13 protein-coding genes and 1 pseudogene are annotated in these 16,220 nt (G+C 70.9%); 6 read left to right on the plus strand and 8 right to left on the minus strand.

What is annotated here, in order from left to right:
* Window positions 1-82: 82 nt before the first annotated feature.
* A complete protein-coding gene (locus tag ABD844_RS31980) occupies window positions 83-292 on the minus strand; it encodes a site-specific integrase (RefSeq protein ID WP_344886438.1) in 210 nt (69 codons plus the stop codon).
* Between the two features lie 220 nt (window positions 293-512).
* On the minus strand, window positions 513-1,247 hold the full coding sequence (locus ABD844_RS31985) for an SDR family NAD(P)-dependent oxidoreductase (protein ID WP_344886439.1): 735 nt from the start codon (window positions 1,245-1,247) through the stop codon (window positions 513-515).
* A 90-nt stretch (window positions 1,248-1,337) separates the two neighbouring features.
* Here ABD844_RS31985 and ABD844_RS31990 point away from each other — a divergent pair, with 90 nt between their 5' ends.
* Window positions 1,338-1,958 (plus strand): TetR/AcrR family transcriptional regulator, encoded by a 621-nt coding sequence (locus ABD844_RS31990; protein ID WP_344886440.1) that lies wholly within the window; start codon window positions 1,338-1,340, stop codon window positions 1,956-1,958.
* Window positions 1,959-2,281: 323 nt separating this feature from the next.
* Window positions 2,282-3,271, plus strand: coding sequence for a LacI family DNA-binding transcriptional regulator (locus tag ABD844_RS31995; RefSeq protein WP_344886441.1), 990 nt, complete (start codon window positions 2,282-2,284; stop codon window positions 3,269-3,271).
* Between the two features lie 186 nt (window positions 3,272-3,457).
* Here ABD844_RS31995 and ABD844_RS32000 read toward each other — a convergent pair whose 3' ends face one another.
* Window positions 3,458-4,891 (minus strand): FGGY-family carbohydrate kinase, encoded by a 1,434-nt coding sequence (locus ABD844_RS32000; RefSeq protein ID WP_344886442.1) that lies wholly within the window; start codon window positions 4,889-4,891, stop codon window positions 3,458-3,460.
* An 11-nt stretch (window positions 4,892-4,902) separates the two neighbouring features.
* Window positions 4,903-5,043, minus strand: coding sequence for a hypothetical protein (locus ABD844_RS32005; RefSeq protein WP_344886443.1), 141 nt, complete (start codon window positions 5,041-5,043; stop codon window positions 4,903-4,905).
* A gap of 282 nt (window positions 5,044-5,325) precedes the next feature.
* On the opposite strand from ABD844_RS32005, the gene ABD844_RS32010 reads away from it, so the two are divergent.
* Entirely contained in the window at window positions 5,326-5,577 is a 252-nt protein-coding gene (locus tag ABD844_RS32010) for a hypothetical protein (RefSeq protein ID WP_344886444.1), read from the plus strand.
* A gap of 939 nt (window positions 5,578-6,516) precedes the next feature.
* Window positions 6,517-9,672 (plus strand): ATP-binding protein, encoded by a 3,156-nt coding sequence (locus ABD844_RS32015; RefSeq protein ID WP_344886445.1) that lies wholly within the window; start codon window positions 6,517-6,519, stop codon window positions 9,670-9,672.
* A 308-nt stretch (window positions 9,673-9,980) separates the two neighbouring features.
* Here ABD844_RS32015 and ABD844_RS32020 read toward each other — a convergent pair whose 3' ends face one another.
* The 4 genes from ABD844_RS32020 to ABD844_RS32035 form a co-directional block, all read right to left on the minus strand.
* The gene (locus tag ABD844_RS32020) at window positions 9,981-10,364 is read right to left on the minus strand and encodes a hypothetical protein (RefSeq protein WP_344886446.1); all 384 of its coding nucleotides are present in this window, start codon (window positions 10,362-10,364) and stop codon (window positions 9,981-9,983) included.
* 813 nt (window positions 10,365-11,177) lie between these two features.
* Window positions 11,178-12,428: an epoxide hydrolase family protein gene (locus tag ABD844_RS32025; RefSeq protein ID WP_344886447.1), complete on the minus strand. Its 1,251-nt coding sequence runs from the start codon at window positions 12,426-12,428 to the stop codon at window positions 11,178-11,180.
* Window positions 12,429-12,464: 36 nt separating this feature from the next.
* Window positions 12,465-13,283: an SDR family oxidoreductase gene (locus ABD844_RS32030; protein WP_344886448.1), complete on the minus strand. Its 819-nt coding sequence runs from the start codon at window positions 13,281-13,283 to the stop codon at window positions 12,465-12,467.
* Window positions 13,284-13,358: 75 nt separating this feature from the next.
* Window positions 13,359-13,934: a TetR/AcrR family transcriptional regulator gene (locus tag ABD844_RS32035; RefSeq protein WP_344886449.1), complete on the minus strand. Its 576-nt coding sequence runs from the start codon at window positions 13,932-13,934 to the stop codon at window positions 13,359-13,361.
* A 400-nt stretch (window positions 13,935-14,334) separates the two neighbouring features.
* Between ABD844_RS32035 and ABD844_RS32040 the strand changes: the two are divergent.
* Together ABD844_RS32040 and ABD844_RS32045 are read left to right on the plus strand one after the other, a co-directional pair.
* Window positions 14,335-14,559, plus strand: a pseudogene (locus ABD844_RS32040) (luciferase domain-containing protein); the annotation flags it as partial.
* A 169-nt stretch (window positions 14,560-14,728) separates the two neighbouring features.
* Window positions 14,729-16,201 carry a catalase gene (locus ABD844_RS32045; protein WP_344886450.1) on the plus strand — a complete coding sequence of 491 codons (1,473 nt, stop codon included), beginning with the start codon at window positions 14,729-14,731 and terminating at the stop codon, window positions 16,199-16,201.
* Window positions 16,202-16,220: the final 19 nt, after the last annotated feature.

A 16,220-nucleotide genomic window follows, 5' to 3' on the forward strand; every position in this document is an offset into this window, starting at 1 on the left:
GGACCACCACCCCGCCGGTCCGCGCAGGCGGCGGGAGTCGCAGCCGGCCGATGAAGGTCCCGAGGTCTTCCAGGCGGACCCCTCACCAGTCGATGCCGCGGTCGGCCAGGAAGCTGAACCAGTCCTTCAGGTCGTGGGCGTAGCTCTTGATGGTGTTCGGCGATCGCCCTGCCGAGGTCAGGTAGGCCAGCCAATGCTCGAGCGGTTCCAGCGGCAGTTGGTCCAGGCCGAGTACGGTCCCACGACTCGACCACCGATCCGGGCATCCGTACCCGCTGTACGCACATCGCACCTCCGCCGTCGTAGTGACTCATGGACAGCGGAAGATAACTGGTTCAGGGAGCACGCCGCAGGCACTCGGAGACGCATGGCCTACGTCATGGAGGCAGGTTTCTGGGCTCCAGATAACCTCCTGTCCGGCGGGTCACCTCCTGCGGCGCCTGCCGTGTTGCCGCGCCTGCCGCGCCTGCCGCGTCTGGGCGACCGGCGCCGCCGAGATCGTGCCCGTCGCTTCAGAGGTTGCTGAAGGTTCGCTCGGGGTGCTCGCGCTTGGTGTACAGCTCCCAGGCGCCCTCGGCGAGGTCGTCGGGGTTGAGCGTCGCGTGGGCGACGTCGCCGTACCGGCCGGGCTGGGAGGTGACGAGGGCGTGGATGTCACCGCGTTCGATGAGGCCGCCGATGGTGAGGGTGCCCGCGTAGACGCCGGTCCCGGCGAGGGCGGCGTGCAGGGTCACCGCGTAGTTGCGCAGCGCCGCCGACAGCACGGCGAGGGCGCCCAGGGACGGCATGGGCATGACCGCGCTGACCCCTCCGGCGAACAGCAACCCGCCCGCGCCGCGTGCGGTCATCCCGGGCAGGACCCTGTGGGCCACGTCGACGGCCGGGTACAACAGCTCCATCGCCTCCCGTACGCTCTCGGCGTCGATGCTCTCGATGGGGCCGGGCCGGGGGCCGGAGTCGGGCGCGGCAGGGCCGTAGTAGACGACGTCGATGCTCCCGTTTCGCTCCGCGACGGTGTCGAGCACGGCGAGAAGCCGGTCGCGGTCGCGTACGTCGGCGGCGTACGCGGTGGCCTCGATGCCCGCCTCGGCGAGTTCGCCGAGGTAGCGGGCGTGCCGGGTGTCGGTGCGTGAGACCAGCGCGATCCGGTGTCCCTCGCGCCCGAAGCGGCGCGCGATCGACATGCCGAGCCCGGGGCCGGCGCCGATGACCAGGGCGGTTCCGCGCGTTCCAGCGACAGCGGACATGACACTACCTCCTGAATTTGAGGGCTGCCTCAACTTTCTGGGACTCTAGCATGAAACTTGAGAGCGTCCTCAAGTTCGTAAGATGAACACATGGGAGCCGGAACCAAGCCACTGCGGGCCGACGCCGCGCGCAACCGCGACAAACTCCTCGCCGCCGCCACCCAGGTGTTCGGCGAACGCGGCCTGGACGCGCCACTGGAGGAGATCGCACGCCGGGCCGGGGTCAGCATCGGCACGCTCTACAACCACTTCCCCACCCGGGACACGTTCTTCGCGGCGATCTTCCCCGATCGGCTGGCCGCGCTCGACCGGGTCATCGAGTCCGCGCTGGCCGACGCCGACCCGTGGCACGGCCTGGAGTCGTTCCTGTCGGGGCTGTTCGCGGTCCAGGCCCGCGACCGTGGCCTCAACGACGCCGTGGTCAGGGAGTACCGCCTCGCTCTCGATGCGTCGGGGGTCTGCCAGAACGGGTTCGAGCAGGCCATGGAGATCTTCGAACGAGCCAAGCGCGCCGGTCGACTGCGCGCCGACTTCGAGGCCGAGGACCTGGTCACCCTGGTGTGGGCGGTCTCGCAGGTGATCCGGGAGACGATCGACACCGCCCCCGACACCTGGCGACGCTGCCTGACGCTCTTCCTCGACGGGCTCCGCGCCCGCCCCGAGCCCGAGACCACTCCCGCGACACCGCATCCCGGAGCAGGGCCAGGCTGAGAGCGGCGGTCAACGACCGCACGCGGGCTCGCGGGGTGTCCGATGCCCGGCGCCTGGAAATGGTTCGCCACCCGTGCTCAGGACTCTGTCCAAATGAGTAAACGATTTCCTGGTCGCCGGTGATCGACAGTTGACCCGCGCACCAAGCCGCCGTGCGGGCTTGACTTCCATCGCGACAATGCACATCACAATGCGCATACTTCAAATTCTGTTGAAACGCGCCACGACGATCTTGAAGGGAAATCGATTCCTTGAAGAGGCGTCCGCGCGCGTCGAGGACCCGCGGGGCAGAGTGGACCGTGCCGATGGTAGAAAGTCTTGCGATGCCCACGATCTACGATGTCGCCCGCGAGGCGGGCGTTTCCGCGGCCACGGTCTCCCGCGTGCTCAACGGTCAGCGGACCGTCGATCCCGACATGGTGGCCAGGGTGCTGACCGCCGTCCGCGAGCTGAACTACCGGCCCAACGCGGTGGCGCGCAACCTGCGGCGCAGCCGTACGACGCTCTGGGCGGTGATCATCTCCGACATCGGCAACCCGTTCTTCACCGACACCGTCCGCGGCATCGAGGACGTCGCCCAGCAGGCCGGCTACTCGATCGTCCTGTGCAACAGCGACGAGAACCCGGCCAAGGAGGAGACCTACGTCACGGCGGCGCTGAGCGAGCAGATGGCGGGAGTGATCATCTCCTCCTCGGGCAGCGCCAAGGCGGCCAAGACCCTGCTCGACTCGCCCGTCCCGGTCGTGGCCATCGATCGCGTGCTGCCGCGCGGCACGGTCGACACCGTCGTGGTCGACAACGAGGCGGCCGCCCGCACCGCCACCCGGCACCTGCTGGAGTCCGGCTACGAGCGAATCGCGTGCATCACGGGCCCCGAGGGCGTGAGCACCGCCGACCTGCGCCTGCGCGGCTACGTCGACGCCCTGGCGGTCGAGCCCGTGGTGGCGCGTACCGACTTTCGCGAGCAGGGTGGCTACGACGCGATGGCGGGGCTGCTGGCGTCGCCGTCGCGTCCCGACGCGGTGTTCGTGACCAACAACCTGATGACGGTGGGGGCGCTGCGGTGCCTGGCGGACCGGGGGATCGACGTGCCCGGGGAGATGGGGCTGGTCGGGTTCGACGAGATCCCGTGGGCCGACCTCGTACGCCCGTCGCTGACGACCGTGGCACAACCCACGTACGAACTGGGCCGCATGGCCGCCCGGCTCCTGGTCGACCGCATCGCCGCCCCGTCCGCGAAACCGGCCACCGTGGTCCTCCCTGCCGAGCTACGCCCCCGGCAGAGCAGCACCCGCCCCAGCCCCGCCTCCTGAGCCCAGCCCCGGGCCCCTGCGCCCGGCCCGCGTACTGAGCCCCGCCCGCCGTACTGTGCCCGGCTCGCGTCCTGGGCCCGGAATCGCGTCTGACGCCCCCAGCCCGGCCTCCGGCCTCGCGTCTCTGGCCCTCGGGGCCTCATGTCCTGAGGCTCTGCGCTCTTCTAGTGCCTTTCTGTGCCTTTGTCAGTCGAGCGCGTGGGCTATGTGCGCCGTGGACCGGTAGAGGTCCAGATACAGCTCATACAACCGCCCGTACTCCTCGGCCGCCGCCGGGTCGGGCGACACGACGGAGGTGACCGGGTTCCAGCCGTCGACCGGCGACCCCACTCCCCCGGCCGCCAGCATCGCGTCACCGTAGGCGGCTCCCACGGTCTGCGCGGGCAGGAACTGCTCCTGTTGCAGGACGTCCGAGACGATCTTCGTCCACAGACCACCCCGCGTGCCGCCGCCGACCGCCACCAGCCTGCTCCCGGCCCCGCCCGCCGCGCGCATCGCCGACAGGTTGTGCCGGACGCCGAACGCCGTGGCCTCCAGAGCGGCACGGTAGAGGTGGCCGGGCCCGTGCCGCAGCGTCAACCCCACGATCGTGCCCCGCGCCTTCGGGTCGAAGAGCGGCGTACGCTCCCCCGCGAAGTACGGCAGCATGAGCAGCCCCTCCGCGCCCCGCCCGACCTGGGCCGCCGCAGCGGTGAGAGCTTCGAAGGAGGCTCCGGTCAGGTCGCGCAGCCAGCCGGTGATCGCCCCCGAGGTCGCCATCCCGGCCGCCAGGTTGTACGTCCCCGGCGACACCCCCACCGTGCCCCACAGCCGCGGCGAGACGGCCCGCTCCGCCAGGACCTCGACGAGGAACATCGTGGTGCCGTACATGAGCATGACGTCCCCGGGCGAACGCACTCCGGCGCTCAGGGCCTCGGCCCAGGCGTCGATGGTGCCCGCGACCACGGGGATCCCGGCGGGCAGCCCGGTGGCCGCCGCGGCGGAGGCGGTGACGGTGCCCGCGACCTCGCCGCTCCACAGCAGCGACGGCAGCTCCAGGCCGGGGGCGATCTCCCAGTCGGTGATCCACTCCCGGGCGCGGGTGTCGTACATGGGGGTGCACTGGCTGGCCGCGTGGTGGTCGAGCACATACGCGCCGGTCAGCCGGTGCACCAGCCACGAGTGCGCCATGAACATGCGCCTGGTCCGTGCCCACACCTCGGGCTCGTTGGCGCGCAGCCACTCCAGCTTGGGCCCGACGGCCTGCGAGGTGAGCGGGGAGCCGCAGCGGTCGAGGATGGCCTCGGCCCCGAAGCGTTCGGTCTGGGCGGCGATCTCGGCGGTGGCGCGCGTGTCGACCCCGTACAGGATGGCGGGGCGCAGCGGCGTGCCGTCGTCCGTGCACGGCAGCAGGCACGGGCCGATGCCGCTCACCCCGACCGCGGCGATGCTCGACGCGAGATCCGGACGGGCCAGCTCGGCCACGATGGCGGCGAAGTCCGCCCACCACACGGCGAGGGCGTCGTGCTCGAACCAGCCGGGGTGAGGGGTGGCGGTGCGGTGCTCGCGTACGGCGGTGGCCACCACGGCGCCGTCCGGCGCGACGAGCACCCCCTTCGAGCTGGAGGTCCCGATGTCCACGCCGAGGAACATCAGCCCCGCCCCGCCAGGTCGTGCTGGTCGCGGCGCTCGCCCGTGAACTGCGCCGTCGGGTGGTCGTGGCCGCACACGAGATCGATATTAGAGTGCTGGACGGTCGCCGCATGATCGGGGTGGCGTGCTGTTCGAGCCACGTGCCCTCACGGTCCGCGATCATGTGGGGGCTTGGGGCGCCCGCCGGGGGTCTTCGTCTCAGGGATGACACGATCTTGATCTATGGAAATCGATTACCCAGAAAATCGATTTCCCGGCGCGCCGGATCGCCACCGGATCGCCGGTGCGAGAGGGGCCTGGACAGGTCGTGCTTGCGCGACTGACAGCCCACAGTAACCAACAGTCACGTTCCGTAGTTGTCGCTGGCGGCAAAGCACCCCACGGAAACATTGGCCCCCTCCGCAACCAGAAAGGCAGTCCCGATGCATCTTCCAACCGGCACCTCACCACTCCGCCTCTCGCTCCTGGCCCGGCTCACCATCGCCGCCGCCGCCGGGGGCCTCGCCCTCGGCGCGCTCACGGCTCCGGCGTCCGCCCACATCCCGAGCGGCATCGACAGCACCGTGGGGGTCCTCAACAACGCCAAGCTCTGCGTCCCGGGCCTGGAGGCGGCAGGGGTCGGGGTGAAGGTCCCGATCGCCTCGCCGCAGAACGCGAGCTGCGTCCAGCGCTGACGCTCCCGCCTTCGTGCAGGCGGGCCGCTGACCTGCCCGTTCACGGGTCGGCCCGTTCGTGGGCCTTGCCGATCAGCGAGCCCGCCCGCACGAACCCACCGGGCCACAGGTCTGCCGGACCTCGGGCCTTCCCGGCCACGAACCCACCGGCCTACGGGCCTACCGGTTCAGGGCCTACCGGTTCAGGGCCTACCGGTTCAGGGCCTACCGGTTCAGGGCCTACCGGGCCGCGTAGGCTCGCGGCCCGCGCGGCCACGAGCCTGCCGGTTCGTCAGGCATGGCTCCTTCACCCGTCGGCCGTGACCCCGTCCTTCACGGGCGGCACCCTTCATGAGAGGTGTTCTTGATGAGAGGCATCCCTGTCCGGAGGCGCCCCTCTCCGGAGGTGCCCTTCTCTGAGTGCGACCTTCTGGAGGCGTCCCTTCTTGAAGGACGTCCTTGCACGGCGTCCTTCCTGAGAGGCGCGCGGCCCTGTCCCCTTGAAGAGCCGTGATCCCGTCCCGTTGAAGGGTCGCGGCCACATTCTCGCGGTGCGGTGTCCTTTGGAGGCTACGGCCGGCGTTCCAGCATCTGAGGGCCGCCGCACCGCGACCGTCGCGGCGGGCGCCGCGTGACCCCTCACCCCGGCGCCCGCCCCGACCTGTTCACGTCCCGAGCCCCAGTCCGTCCCCAAGCCCGCCCGTCTTCCAAGCCCGCCTTTCCCCCGGCCCCGATCCGTCGCGGACCTGCCCGTTCTCTGCCTTCGTTCCCGTCCCGGGCTCGGCCGTGTGCCCGCGTCCGGTCCCTCGTCGCCCTGCTCATCCCACACAGGGCCCTTGACCTGCGGTGTTGTGCCACGGCGGCGGTCGTTCGTGGGATGCGGGCTTCTTGAAGGGTTCGATCCCGTCGCGGGTCGAGCGGCGGGCGAAATTGTCGGTCCGGCCGCGTAGGGTGCCACGCATGGCCATGCTCATCGGACGGGAACGACCAGCCGCGATCCTGCGCGGCGAGGTGGAGCGTGCGCTGGTCAGCCACGGGGCGCTGGTGCTCGTCACGGGCGAGGCGGGGGTCGGCAAGAGCGCGCTGGTGGCGGATGCGGCCGAGGAGGCCGTGCGCGGCGGCGCCCGGGTGCTCACCGGGGCCTGCTGGGAGGGCGAGGGAGCGCCCGGCTATTGGCCGTGGGTGCAGGTGGTCCGGCAGCTCTCGCCCGGTGCCACGCCGCAGGATCTGGCGCGGGGCGACGGGGAGGCGTTCGAGCTCTACGACGCCGTGACGGGCCTGCTGGTGAGCGCCTCGCGGGAGCAGCCCGTGGTGGTCGTGCTCGAAGACCTCCACTGGGCGGACGCGGCGTCGTTGCGGCTGCTGGAGTTCGTGGTGGGGCACGCCTGGTTCGAACGGCTGCTGGTCATCGGCACCTATCGTGACGCGGAGGTGGAGGGCGCGCTCAGCCTGCCTTTGGAGGCCAGGGCCACGACGCTGGCCTTGACGGGCCTCGATCGTGCGGGTGTGGGCCGGCTGGTGGCGCGTACGACGGGGGTGCCGCCGTCCGACGAGCTGGTCTCGGAGATCCACCGGCGCACCGGGGGCAATCCGTTCTTCGTGGAGCAGGCCGCCCGGCTGTGGCAGGGCGGCAGCCCGCTCGCCACGATCCCGCCGGGTGTGGAGGCGGCGGTGCGGCGGCGGTTGTCCCGGCTGGCCGACGGCGTGCTCGACGTGCTGCGGATGGGGGCGGTGCTCGGGCGGGAGTTCGCGGAGGAGCCGGTGTCCACGGCCCTGGCCAGGCCGGTGCGGATGGAGCTTGACCAGGCCGTCTCCGCCAAGCTCGTCACCTCGCGCGGCGCCGGGCACTACGCCTTCGTACACGATCTGGTGCGCGAGACCCTCTATGCCGACCTCGACGAGCCCGTCCTTGGCACCCTGCACGCCGCCGCCCTGCGCGCTCTGGACACGGCGTTGCCTGCCACCCTCGCCCACCATGCCTATCTGGCCGCCGTCCCAGAAGCTCCCGATCTGCTCCTGGCCGCCGCCCGCGACGCCGAGGGGCGGATGGCCGACGAGGAGGCCGTCACGCACTACCGCCGCGCGCTGGAGCTCACTTCCTCCGCTGACCGGCGACGACGGGCGACGATCGGGTTCGACCTCGGCGTGGCCCAGCACCGGGCGGGGGATACGGCGGCGGGGGTGCGTACGGTGGAGGCGGCGATCGCGATCACTCGCGGGCTCGACGCGCCCGACCTGCTCGCGATCGCGGCCCTGAAGCTGCACGACCTCTGTTACGCGGGCCAGGACCGCTGGACCGACTTCGTCCACGAGGCCCACCAACGGCTGGTTCACGCCGGTGCTTCCCCACACGATCCCCCGCCCCACCTGAGTGCCCCACTCGCCTCGGCAACCGGCGCACGGCCGGACGCCCAGCGCACGGGCGTGAGCATGGGCGTGGGCCCAGGAGCGGGCCCAGGAGCGGGCGCTGACATGATCGGGGGTGCTCGGGCGGAGTTGTTGCTGGAGATTCGGCGGCAGGCGTCCGCGCGGGGTGACGGCGGGGGGCGGCTGGATGCGGCGGCGCGCGAGTTGAGTGAGGTCGCCGCCGACCTGGCCCGGCAGGGCGACGACGACGAGGCGCTCGGCTACAGCCTGCTGGTCCGGCTGGGCGCCATCTGGGGAGCGGGCACCACCGCCGAGCGCCTGGCCATCACCGACGAGTTGGCGGCCGTCGCCCGCCGCAGCCACGATCGGCAGCTCGACCTGACGGCCCGGTCCTGGCGCATCGGGGCGCTGCTGGAGCTGGGCGACCCCGGTTGCCTGGCCGAGCAGCGAGTCTTCGCCGCCAGGGCGGAGGGCTCCGAGCTGGCGCTCCACCGGCACGAGGCGATCGTGCTCAAGGCCATGTTCGCCACGCTGACCGGCCGCTTCGACGAGGCCGAGACGCACATCGACGCCGCCTACGAGCTGGGCGAGCAACCGGGCATCGGCCGCGGCGACCTGCGCTGGCTGCAGCGCTGGTCGGCCGCGCTGCTCCGGGGACGGTTCGACGTGGCCGACGACGTACTCGCCGAGATGGAGGGCGCGGGCAGCCCGCACTTCCCGCTCTTCCACGCCGTGACGGCGGTGCAGCGCGGCGACGGGAGTGAGGCCGCCGTACGCCATCTGGCGGAGATCATGGCGTCCGGCGAGCAGTACCTTCGCTGGATGGGGCCGCTGTGGTTGAGGTTCCAGGCGCAGGCGGCGGCGCGGTCGAAGGATCCCGTGCTCTGCGAGCACGCGAGGGCGGCGATCTCCCCCTACGTCGGGCAGTGGGCGGTGACGGCCACCGTCGCCGTCGAGGGCCCCTACACGCACTGGATGGCGGTGCTCGACGCGGCCCAGGGGCGCTGGGACGCCGCGATCGACGGCTTCACCTCGGCCTACCGGGCCGCCGATCTCCTGGGCGCCCGCCCTTGGTCGGTCGAGTCGCGGGCGCGTCTGGCCGAGGCGCTGCAGGCCAGGGGCGACGACGCGGCCGCGCTGATCGAGGAGGTGGAGCGGGAGGCCGCCGAGCTGGGCATGCTCGTACGCCTGCCGCGTCCCGGAGCCAACGCCTTCCGCTTCGACGGCGAGGTCTGGACGCTGACCTTCGGCGGCCGGTCCGTGCACCTGCCCGACTCCAAGGGGCTGGCCGATCTGCGCATGCTGATCGGGCGGCCGGGGCGGGAGGTGCCGGCGGTCGAGCTGCTCAATCCGGCGGGCGGGGAGGTCGTGATCGCGGCGCGCGGCATGGGCGGCGACGAGGTGCTCGACGCGGAGGCCCGGACACGTTACCGCAGGCGGCTGGAGCTGCTCGACGAGGAGATCGACCGGGCGGTGGAGCTGGGCGACGATCGGCGCGCGGCCGGGTTCGACGCGGAGCGGCAGGCGCTGCTCGACGAGCTGCGTACCGCCGCCGGGCTGGGCGGCCGGCCGCGCCGCCTGGGTGACGAGGCCGAACGCGCCCGCAAGGCGGTCACCAACCGCATCCGCAACACCCTGCGCCAGCTCGACCACCGCCATCCCGAGCTGGCCGCCCACCTGCGCGCCTCCGTCTCCACGGGGGCGACCTGCCGCTACCGGCCGGACTCGGAAGTCCGCTGGACCTTCTGAGCGGCACGAACGGACATCACTTTCTGGTTCGATTCCGGCTGGGACGCCATGCCGACCCCCGTGACCGATCCGCGCAACCTTCGCCTCCGCCGCCGCCACGCCGCAGCACCAGGCGGGAAACCCGGGCCACGCCCCGAGAGCGGCTGGAACCGCTGCGGATGCTCGGCATCGAGGGAGTTCCCCATGGGCTCACCGGCACTCCTGCACGGTGACGCGGCTGACGGTGTCCGGACGCCCTTCCATGGCTCGCGCCCGGGACCGTCGGCGGCGCCGGTCACCTGATTCTCAGCTCACACCGATCGCGGGCGTCAGCAGGTACCAGAAGTGATCTTGTAAATCGTGTACGGATCCATCCAGAACTTCTTCCTGCCCTTCGTCAAAGGGTTGACGGTCATGCACCGCCACGTTTGCCCATACGAGCTGAATCGCCATTCGATTTTGACGTTCACCTTCGTTGTGCAGTGGTTGTTGAAGTAGACCGTCGTGGACTCCGTCCCATCGGTCCAGGAAAAATTGATCTTGGCGCCGCTTGGCTTGGAGCAGTTGAGACTCGCCCTTTCGATCGGCGCCTGAACCGTGGCCGTGCCGACCGTCCCCCGTGTGACGGACGCGGACGCGGGTGCCGCGGACGCGGCGAGTACGATGGCGGCCGAGCCGGCTGCGGCGATCAACGTGCGCCCTTTGTTGCTCATCTTTGCTCTCTCACTTTGGCGGGTAGGAAAATTGCCTGGAAGAGAGCCAAGCGGCCTGGATGCGCCAGCATCAATCCTTCGCCGAAACCCATACGAAATAACCATGTCGGCTTTCGTGCATCCTGGGCGGCGCATCCCCTTACGGACATGCCCCCCGAGCCTGGACCAGCAGATGGCAATGCCGCATCAGGAATGCCGACCGAACATGGCCCCTTGCGGATCTTGGCGCTTTCCATGGACGAGGATGCGGCCGTCGGGGCTGCACGCGGCGGGCACATCGCAGGGCTGGGCATTCACCAGGAGCGGCCGGCCGCCGCCTCGTCCGTCCGCTCGACTCGAAGGGGGTATCGCCCATGAGGGAAGAAGCCGCGCCTGTCGCCGCGGTTCTCGCTCCGGCGGCCCACGACGTGCGACCGGCACCGCTCCGGCGGCCCACGACGTGCGACCGGCACCGCTCCGGCGACCTCGCCGCCCGCGCCACCGCTGACGTCAACCGGTCGAGGTGTTCTACGCCCACACGATCGCGCCCGCACTCATCGCCGTCCCCGTCACGCGCCGTCCCCGTCACGCTCGGCGCAAACCGTCCCCGTCACGCGCCGTCCTCGTCACGCTGGGCACAACCGGACATCTCGCGGTAGCCGCCCACCCGGCGCTCGCGGCGATCCTGCCGGCCGGAGCGGCGGTCTCCGGCCTGGCCGTGCCGCGGCTCGCCATCCCATCCCGCCCGCCGATCGCCGTCCAGGCCGGGCAACGCCGACCCGGCCGACCGTGCCGAGCGGTGGCAGCACGGGCGGGCAGGGAAGGGGGCGGATGTCAGCGGAGCTTGGCGAAGAACGTGGTGACGTCCTCGGCGAAGAGGGCCGGCTGCTCGGCGGCGAAGAAGTGGCCGCCCTGGTCGTACTCGGCCCAGTGCACGATGTTGTGGTCGCGTTCGGCCCAGGTGCGGATCGTGACGTCGCAGGCCGTCGACACGAGCACCCCCGTCGGCACCGTGCCCCGCGCCGCGGCGGCCCAGTCACCCGCCCCCGATCCCGCGTCCGCGTCCGAGGAGCTCCAGGCGTTGCCGTCCGTCCCGTCAGCGTCACCGTCGCCGCCGTCGCCGGTGGCCCAGGCGCCGCCGTCCTGGCCCCAGGCGCCCGCATCGTCGTCAGCGGTCCAGTCGGCGGCGCTCATGTTCTCGTAGTAGAACTGCGCCGACGTCCCGGCCGTGCCCGTCAGCCAGTAGATGGTGACGTTCGTGAGCATGAGGTCGCGGTCGAGGGTGTCCTCAGGCAGCCCGTCCACGGGCTCGGTCAGCTCCTTGAACTTCTCCATGATCCACGCGAGCTGCCCCACCGGCGAGTCGTGCAGCCCGTACGACACGGTCTGGGGCCGCTTCGACTGGGTCTGCAGGTAGCCGTCGTTGGAGTTCTCCATGGCGTCCCAGCGCCGACGTTCCTCCTCGGACAGCGCGTCCATCTCGCCCTCCTGCCCGATCGGGAACGTGAGCGCGGCATTGAGGTGGATCCCCACCACGTGATCGGGCGCGTGCTTGCCCATCTCGGGCGCGATGAAGGCACCGGCGTCCCCGCCCTGCACGCCGTACCGTTCGTAGCCGAGCAGCGCCATCAGCTCCGTGAACGCGCGGCCCGCGCGGGCGGCGTCCCAGCCGGTGCCGGACAGCGGGATCGAGAAGCCGAAGCCGGGCAGCGAGGGGATGACCAGGTGGAAGTCGCGGGAGAGCGGCTCGATGACGTCGAGGAACTCCACGATCGAGCCCGGCCAGCCGTGCAGGAGCAGGAGCGGCAGCGCCGTGGGGTTGTCCGAGGGGATGTGGATGAAGTGGATGTTCTGGCCGTCGATGGTGGTGGTGTATTGGGGGAGCTGGTTGAGCCGGGCCTCGTGGGTGCGCCAGTTGTAGCCGGTTCGCCAGTGGTCGGCCAGTTCCCGGAGATAGTCGAGCGGGACTCCGCGTTCCCAGGAGGTGCCGGGGAGCTGGTCTTGCCAGCGGGTCCTGGCCAGGCGGTCGCGCAGGTCGTCGAGGTCCTGCTGCGGGATCTCGATACGGAACGGGCGGATGGTCATGTCTCTCCTTGAACGTTGTGGGCTGTGCGGGATCGGTCAGACGCGGAAGGCGGCGGCGTGCTCGGCCGCCCACTGGGCGAACGTGTGCCCCGGACGGCCCGTGACCCGTTCCACGGTCGGCAGCACGGTCAGCCCCATCTCCGGCGGGTTCGCGCCGAGCTGGACCCCGAACTCGATCATGTCCTCGCCGACCCCGGCCGCCAGCATCGAGGCGCGGTAGCCGTCCTCGGTCAGCTCCTCGAAGCGGATCTCCCGCCCCGCCGCCGCGCCGATCAGGCGCACCCGCTGCTCGGGGATGAGCGTCTCCGGCCCGGTCAGGTCGTACGTCTCCCCTGCGTGCCCGTCCGCCACCAGCGCGGTCACGGCGACGGCGGCGATGTCCGCCTCATGGATCACCGCGCCGGGGTGGTTGCCGAAGACGCGTACCACGCCCTCGTCCCGGATGGAGTCCACCCAGTCGAGGGCGTTCGCCATGAACTCGACGCAGCGCAACTGCGTCCAGCCCAGCTCGCCGGCTCGCAGGGCGGCTTCGACGGAGGTCTCGTCCCAGCTACTCAGCACGCTGACCCGGCGCACGCCCGCCTTGGCGACCAGCTCGACGAGTTCGGGCCCGCTCTCCAGCGGCGCGTAGTCGTCGCCGCCGAACGTGATCAGGTGCAGGCCGGTGACCCCCTCCAGCGCGGGCGCCACCGTCTGCGGGGCGGCCAGGTCGCCGCAGGCCACCTCGACCCCGGCGGGCAGGCTGGCCGTGGAGGGGTTCCTGGTCAGGGCGCGTACGTGGGCGCCCCGCTCGACGAGCTGCGCCACGATCTGGCGGCCGACCGTCCCCGTGGCCCCGGTCACGAGAATCGTCATCCATGTCTCCTGTCGTTGAGATGTTCTCGACAGGAGGGCGCTACACGCGAAGTAGCGCCCGCCACGCGGCCGGGCTCAGCCCCGGCTGAGCCGCGCGCCCATCAGGTAGTGCTGCACCACGGGCCCGATGTCCCTGGCCAGCGTGTCGACGTCGGCCTCCGCCATCGGCGGGAAGCGCAGCACGTAACGGGTCAGGGCCAGGCCGAGCAGTTGGCTGCTGGCCAGCCCGGCCCAATACACGGCGTCGTCCGACCCCGTCACGCGGGCCGCGAAGGAGGCGATCTGCGTCTCGAAGACCTCCCGCATGCGCTCGGCCGCCATCGGGTTCGTGCTGGCCGAGCGCAGCAGCAGGACCAGCACGTCGTCCGCCTGCTCGCCCTCCCAGCGGGCCAGGAAGTGCCGTACGAGGACCTCGCCCATCCGCTCCGGCGCCGGCCGGTCGACGCCCGCGAGCCGCAGATCCACATCGACGGCGGCGCGGAAGAGCCCGGCCTTGCTGCCGTAGTAGCGCATCACCATCGAGGGGTCGACGCCCACCATCGAGGCGACCGCCCGGATCGTCATGGCCTCGTAGCCTCGCTCGACGAGCAGTTTCCTGGCGGCCGCGAGGATCGAGGTCCTGGTGGTCGCCGATCTCTCGGTGAACGCCATGACAACAAGTGTAGGCCAACGCTTGTAGGAACTCCTGAGGCGCATGAGAGGGCCTCCCGGGTCCGCGCCTCCCGCCCGAGCGGTCGAGGACCTCTCCGCAATCACTTCGGAGGGTATTTACATGATAACTAGAGACAGAACTGTCCGTTATGTGGGTAAGCTCCGCTCTCCCGGAACGGCTGGGCGAGCCGCCCACGACCAGCCCCGAGATCCCGCACCGGCAGCTCGACCAGATCGCCCCGGTGGAGCTGCAGGAGGAGCTGTGGCGCATGTCCGGGCTTGACCACGTACGCAGCGGTTCCAGCGTCGTCTCGCTGCCCGAGTCGCGGGCGCTGCACATGGAGCCGGAGCACGCGCTGGGCCCGCCTCGGCGTTCGTCCGCGACAGCACCGAGTTCGCCCATCTGCACGGCCTGTTCGACGGGAGCCTGCACCTGCTGCTGCCCGAGGGCGACGGGGCCGAGGCGGTGGAGACGGGCTGGGCCGAGCCGCACCCGCTCGTCCACGAGGGACGCTGCCCGCCCACCCTGGTCATGCTGTACGGCCCGCGCGACGAGGACGAGTTGGCGGTCGTGTGGGAGCTGGTGCGCCGCAGCCACGCCTTCGCCTCCGGCAAGATCCTCTGAACGACCCTCAAAGCCCCCGACCGGCCCCGCAGCTCGCCGCTCGCCGCAGCCGCCCGGCCCCGCAGCCGCTCGCCGCATCCGCTTGCCGTACCCGCTCGCCGGGCCACCGAGCCGGCCTCAGGTGAGCAGGAGAGAGCGTAGGGAAGGGGCAGGGAAAGGGGGAAAAACAATGAAATATCAACCACCGAACACCACCACGGACGCCGGCAGTCCACTCCCCAGCGACGAGCTCTCGCTCACGGCCGGCCCCGCCGGACCCGTACTGCTCCAGGACGTCTACCTGAACGAGAAGCTGGCCCACTTCGTCCGCGAGCGTGTCCCCGATCGCGTGTACCACGTCAAGGGCGGCGGCGCGTTCGGCTATTTCGAGGTGACGGCGGACGTCTCCCCGTGGACCAAGGCCGCCTTCCTCAACAAGGTCGGCAAGCGCACCCCACTGATCGTGCGCTTCTCGGCGGTCGCCGCCGAGGAGGGCTACCCCGACACCGACCGCGACGTGCGCGGCTTCGCCATCAAGTTCTATACCGAAGAGGGCAACTACGACATCGTCGGCAACAACACGCCGGTCTTCTTCATCCGCGACCCGATGAAGTTCCCGGACTTCATCCACTCGCAGGAGCGCCTGCCCGACAGCGGCCTGCGCAGCAACAACATGCAGTGGGACTTCTGGACGCTCTCCCCCGAATCGGCCCACCAGGTCACGATCCTGATGAGCGACCGGGGCACCCCGCGCACCTGGCGGCACATGGACGGCTTCGCCAGCAGCACGTACCTGTGGGAGAACGCCGGAGGCGAGAAGTTCTGGGTCAAGTACCACTTCAAGACCGAGCAGGGCATCTCCAACTTCACCGACGCCGAGTCCCGGGCGATGCGCGCCCAGGACCTCGACTACCACCGGCGCGACCTGTTCGAGGCGATCACCCGCGGGGAGTACCCGGCCTGGCGCCTCGACATGCAGATCATGCCGTTCGAGGAGGCGGCCGACTACCGCTTCAACCCGTTCGACATCACCAAGGTGTGGCCGCACAGGGACTACCCGATGATCCCCATCGGCCGGATGGTCCTCGACCGCAACCCGGCGAACTTCTTCGCCGAGATCACCCAGGTGGGGTTCGAGGTGGCGAACTTCGTCCCGGGCATCGGGCCCAGCCCGGACCGGATGGTGCTGGGACGGCTGCACGCCTATGGCGACTCCAGCCGCTACCGTACCGGGACGAACTACAACCAGTTGCCGGTCAACCGGCCGATCAACGAGGTGCACAGCTACAACAAAGACGGCCCCATGTGCTACCGCCACAACGACGGCCAGCCCGTCTACGCGCCCAACAGCTACGGCGGCCCGCGGGCCGATCCGGAGCGCTACCACGATCTCACCTGGCCCGTGGAGGCCGGGGAGATCATGCGTACGGCCTACGTCAAGCACCGGGAGGACGACGACTTCGTCCAGCCCGGCATGCTCTACCGCCAGGTGATGACGCCGACCGACCGGGACCATCTGGTCGAGAACGTCGTCTGGCATCTCAGCCAGGGCGTGGAGCGCTTCATCCAGGAGCGCGCCGTCAAGGAGTACTGGAACAAGGTCGATGGCGAGCTGGGCATGCGGATCGCCCAGGGTCTGGGCCTGGCGTCACCCGTACGGTAGCGGACCGGCGCCTGGGCGG

It is taken from the genome of Nonomuraea antimicrobica, from assembly GCF_039536965.1.
Taxonomy (GTDB): domain Bacteria; phylum Actinomycetota; class Actinomycetes; order Streptosporangiales; family Streptosporangiaceae; genus Nonomuraea; species Nonomuraea antimicrobica.